Genomic DNA, 6,000 nt, shown 5'->3' on the forward strand with positions numbered 1-6,000 from the left:
TTCTGCGGGGATAAGGATTTTCCCGAGCTCGTTGATTATTTTGATTTTTTGAGTGATTATCATTACGACGAAGAGGATAAAGAAGATCCGGTTTTGCGGGTTTACGGCAATACGCTGCATTTAAGCACTCCGGTAGGAGATTATTCTGTACGCAGATTAGGCCCCGGCCGGGTGGAAATAAGGAGAATAAAAGAGATCCTAAAGTTGGTTGTGGACCGCCCGGCGCCGGGAGAAGAACAACCTTCCCATTTCCCTAAACAGTTTTTTTTACAAGCGAAGAAATACGAACAGGATAACGCGGATTTTGACGGCGGCAGCAGAGAAAAAAAGTTTATATCCACCTGTGGCAATTCGGGGATTGGGAAGAATGTCCGGCTGTTGGATTTGAGGAAAGTGAAAGAAAGCCTCGGTGCTTTGAATATCGTTTCTAATATCCCGCAGGCGGCCTTTGAGGCTGAATCGGATATGTTATTAGAGGCTTATCGCTACGTGAATATGCGGTTGGATAGCGTTGAGCCGCTGAGGGCCGAGGATCTGTTGGAAATAAATCTTTTGCTTACCGTGGGCGGAAACCGTTTTGTCTATCCATATTACCGGCAATTCATTTCAAGAACCCGCGGTTCGTTTTCCCGCTCTATCGGCCCGGTATGGGAATGGTACCGGCGTCATGAATCGTCACCGCCAGTGGAAAAGGCCGCAGGTTTAGCTGCCAGAATGATGTTAAGTCAGCCGAATCTTTTTGAGGACGGCAATCATCGCAGCGCGGCTGTTGTTATGGCGCTGATATTGTTAAAAGAAGGCAACGCTCCCTTCATCCCTAATAAGAGTAATATTAAAGCGCTTCTTAGTATTACCGGGGCTATCCAATCACTTAAACGCGATTCTTTTGTCCATATCTTACCTCTTCTTATTTATCAAGGCAGGCTGGGCAGGTTCTTAGATAATAATACCAGCGAAGCATTTCTTATCCCGGAATACGGTTCTTCCCGGGATGAAGGTGCTAATATTCTTTGGGATGGAGGGGATAATGATCGGTGCCCTATATTAAATGAAGTGTTCTTAGCCGCGTTGGATACGGTAGATGAATCGGGAAATACGATCGCATATAATGGTTTGGTTTTGATCGACCGCGAGGCAATTGAATTCTTGAGGCAGGACCCGGGATCTTACCGGATAGGTATGGATTGCGGAGGTCCGCAGTTCAAGCCTCTTTCGAAAAAAGAAGATGATCTTGTTATCAATATCAGCGAAATCGGCTGTATCCGGATAAGCAGCGAAACAGTGAAGTGGCTCATGTTTGTTAAACGCAAGATCCTGGTAAGCCGCGATGCGGCATCCAAGAAGTTGAAGACTTCCTTTGTCAGGGCTGATGATTGTTCCGACGGCGGGGTATTGGAGTTGAGTTTTGCCATCGGCGCCCGCGGGCGCAGGATGTGCGTGGACAGCGCATGTTGTTTCCTGAAGCCCGGCCCGGAAGGGGAAATATTGCGGCATCCGGAAATAGTGGAAAGATTGCGCGAGATATATGGGTATTCGTCCAAGATAGTCAGGAAAGAAGCGATTATCGGTTTCTTCCCTTACAAAATCGATCCGGCGGCGAGGTATGAGAAGGAAAGCGTAATAAATTGGGAAGAGTATCATTGCGCCTGTAGCGCCTTGCAAATATTATTCGATTATCCTGCCGGGAAGGGCTTTACGTTATACGGCCAATGCTCAATATGGGATAAACAGCCGGACTTATGTTCCCAATACCCCGGCCGCAAAGAGATGTGTATTTATGAAGAGTTTTTATATTTCGGCCTGGATTTTCATTATCTGCTGGAGCGTTCTGTTGTGCGGGAGGAAAATGTTGTCTCAAATCTATCCGCTATTCCGGAAGGCAGGGGAGGGATATATTTTACGAGAAACGCATTTATGGAGCTTGAATCGCTTGCTTCTGAAACTACGGTGTATTTTTTTTCTGAGATTAGAGGGGAATTCTTCATTTTTGAGCCGGCTCATGAAAAAGATGTCAGCATCTATCCCCATAATTCACTATCGGATGGAGGAGAAGAAAAAGCTGTATTAAAAGGTTTATTATTCGGGAAAGACGGGAAGAACATTCTTATCCCGCTTGACGGGAACGAAGAGAAAAATTTCGACCGGCTGGCCGAATACCTTAAGACTGCCTGGAATATTCCTGATTTGCGAGTTTATGACGAAGAACATAATGCATTGTTCTATAATTACATCGATTCACTGTTGTTTGGCGGACAGGAGATGTATAATCCCGAAAAAGAGAACCTGGCCGCGGATACGTTTCGAACTCGTGAATTGGGAAATATCAGCGTGAGCATTTTCGGGGATTTTATGCTCGCTGGCTTGCTCAGTCAGTGGGTGGAGTCAATACGCGAAAACGACGAATTTACATTTGAAGCTTTTGTGCGCGATATAAGCGTTTATTTCAGGCTCAACGAATGCCCGGAATTATCCGGAAAATTCGAATATCCGCGGATAGTCTCTCCTCAAGCCAGCGGCATACCTTTAAACAAATACCGGGATTTTGAGCTTGGCAATGACCCGAAAGGCAGGATCTGGATGATCTGTTCCTGGAATACTCTTCCCCGGCATTGGCTGGATGGGCGCATCCCTGAATTCTGGCGCCTGGCTATGGTAGAGGATGGTAAAGAAACAGTATTGTACTCCAAGGAATCCGCTTTACCCGGGGAAGAAGTGCGCGAGGCGTCTTTATCATTCCTTGGGGATTATTTGATTATCATCAAGAATACCTGCTTACAGGTTCTCCGGCTCGATACTAAAACGTTGATAATGGAAATAACCCGTTTTTCCGCAGCCGACGGCGGACAAAAAGAAAAATACCAATTATTGCTAAAAGCCCGGGAAAATCCCTATGTTTCCACGAAATACGTGACCCGGGGGCTTACGCTGGCCGATGCATACTTCCAAAAACACAGGGATTATTTTGAAGGTAGTATTGTGGACCATTTGGAACAAATCAATATGAAAGACGCCGGGGGAAAGAAGGTGTTGTTGGTCGGCGTGGGCGCCGGGGTGATCGTTAAAGATATACGGGACGCATTCCCTTCTTTGGAGTTGGATTTTATTAATAAAGAAAAGATTGTTATCCCGCGCTGGGAGTTCCCCGGTAATATGCGTTTTAAAGACCCCGAACACAAGAAAAAAGAATTGTATGACTTTCTGGATTATTTCCGGAGCGGAATAACTATTTGCGATATAGATCGGGGATTGCCTTTTGACGACGGCATATTTTCCGGGGTGATAGTGGCTAACAGCGTTGAAGAGTATATAAAAGACAAAGAGAATCTGTTCGGGGAGGTTAAGCGCGTTCTTGCGCCAGACGCCGCGGCGTTTTTCAGCACGCTGAGCGGGTTTCGGATCGACGGCCAGCGGACCGACGATTTCTTTGCAATGCTGGGGAATGAATACCGGTACCGGGCTTATTGCTCTTCCGGGAAGGAGGGATGTTTAAAGGTGACCAATAGTCATCCTCGAAAGCCGTTCCCGCCTTTGGAATTAGTGAAAAGAAAAAGCGCAAAGGCTTTTATTGATATTGCCGAAAGCCCGGAAGTATTTACTTGTTATTATCGGCTCCAAGAACAGCCCTGGGATTCCGCCCGCGGTTACGCCGATGGCGGGATGGCGGATCAGTTGTGCCTTGACTGTAAAAGGGTTAATTTCAACGGAACAATCATAACCCGTAGCCGTTGTGTTGACGGCGCGTGCTGTTTCTTTAAAACGAATGAGGCCGGCATAAGTTTATCCTATCCGGCGGACTGGATATCCCGCAGTGAATCCGCGATCGTATTCTCGATCTTTGATAAGGCACAGGGGGATCCTGTATTTTCTCTGGAGACAGCTTTCCCCTGTCCGGGACTCCAGATCGTTTTTGAATATTCCGGCACCGGTGGCTTGAGTTTATCTACTCGATGTTCAATATATGAATACCGCCCGGATATCTGCCGCGTGTTCCCTCGTCTTAAGGAAAAAGGCCGGTGCCCGTATGAAAATTTGATGCTGCGGGCGATACCGTTCCGGTATGCTTTAAGTATGGAGGTTTTTAATGATCCGAATATCATTTCCGGGTTCAAAGATCTCGAATCTGCTTATGGCGGTGTTTATTTTACTTCTAAAGCAGAGGAAATGCTCCGGGCCAGGGTTGCGACGGCCAGGGGAGAGCATATCCCCGGAGGCGACGGGAGATATGTCTTGTTTTCTCCGGTCGGCGATAAAAACGTAAATTTTTCCGACGGCGGCGAGTATGAGATAGAAGCCGAGCGCAAGGCCGATTCGATCAGGCGCATACTTCAGGATAATGGTTTCAGCGGCGTTCAGGAAATAAAAGTGTTGCGCGGATTGTTCTGTAAATCGTTCGATGAAGTTTTGGTTGCGCGCGCCGACGCGTGCCAGGGGGGCGTTATCCGCCAGCTTATAATCAAGGATTGCCGTGATTACAGCTATGAAACTTTTGTGCCTGCGCTGTTGGAGCGGTTTGGTTTTAAAAGCCAGCGGCTTATTACTGTCGCCAAAGGTTATATGATCCTCGAATATGCCCGGGGTATGACTTTGGATGAGTTTTATTCTTCTAACGCAAAAGCGCTGGCCTTGCGGCCGTATTGCCTTGGTTTTTCTTCCGGCCTTGGCGAAGCGGCGCTTGCTTCTTTTCTTGTCGGTCTGGGCGATCGTAAGCCGGATAATCTGGTTATGACGTCCGTTCCGGGTGAAATCCCGGCGCGTATCGTCAACATCGACAACACCAGCGCTTTTGCCATACGCGATCCAGGGGATTTTTTCGAGCAGAAACGCATGTTCGCTGATTTTATCGCGGCGGCAGGCATTGCCGGATCTTTGCATAAAGAAAGCCTGGCGGAATACCGCCGGGCGTTTTGGCAAGCGATGGAGCTTAAACTTTCAGAAGTCCGAAGGGGCGAGGGGCTTGTCCGGGGAAGCGACGATATATCATATCTTAGGCCGTATAAGTGGGCGTACGACAAGATAAAAAAAGCGGATGGGCTTATCAAAGAATTCGCTGACGGTGGAAAAGAAACGCGGCGGGAAGTGCCCCGCGATCTTGAGGCGGCGATCATTGGTTTTGACGGAGTAGTCTTTGATACGGCCAGCGTACAAGCGGTGGCATTGAATTGCGCTTTTAAAGCTAATAACGGGTTTGTCCGTGAAATAAACTTTCCGCAGGACGATATTTTTCGTGTGCGCGATGTCGGCGGCTGGAAGAATTTCGCGGCGCAAAAAAAAGGCGCGCGAAAGAATTTTTATCTCGGGCGCGACGGCGGCGAGGACTTCGCGTTGTTCTTCGAACTGATGGATGCCGCTATCCGCGTGAAATGGTGGGGAGACATTAGTGTTATCAGGGGAAACCATAATCATCCGGGCCTTACGATAGCCAGGATAACCGATAATGTGGATCCGGAATATAACTGTATAGCCTGGTCGGTGCTGATAACCGATGAGTGGCTCGGGAAGTATTGGATGGATTATGATGAGTTTTATAAAGAGTACGGATATTGCCGGACCGAAAACGAAAGCGAAGCGGTAATCGCCGTGTATGAGCTTAACGGGAAGGTCAAGCATGCCGCCCGCAGATATTCCGCCCACTGGTGGGAAAGCAAAATGGGGACTGATTACCGGGTTTTGCATACGCTGGAAGAACTGAGCGGCGGCATCTACGGGGAGGTGGCCCGCTTCTATGCCCCGGTAATAAATGACGGTGGGCGCAATAATAAAGATGGCTGGCAGACCCGCGAACTTTACCGTTATCGCGTCCATTGTTCGGACAATGAGTTCTTTATTCAGGTGACGTTGCGTGAAAAAGCTAACAGGAAATTATTGTGGGCTGACCTTTACTGCGGTAAATCAAGGGTCGGTTATGCCCGGTTTGAGGTCATAAGCCATTATAATGCGGTTGTTCAGTATACCCCGTATCCTCCGATATCCATACGGTCGCATTTTATCAGTTCCTACCGG

Annotated in this window: 1 protein-coding gene (only partly in view); it reads left to right on the forward strand. The window is 48.0% G+C overall.

What is annotated here, in order from left to right; translation table 11 throughout:
* Positions 1 to 6,000: part of an HAD-IIIC family phosphatase coding region (locus M0R35_05135; protein ID MCK9595044.1), annotated on the forward strand (this coding region is incomplete at both ends). Its footprint begins 23,694 nt before the window's first position; the window shows 6,000 of its 29,694 annotated nt.

It is taken from the genome of Candidatus Omnitrophota bacterium (assembly GCA_023227985.1).
In the GTDB taxonomy this organism is placed as follows: domain Bacteria; phylum Omnitrophota; class Gorgyraeia; order Gygaellales; family Profunditerraquicolaceae; genus JALOCB01.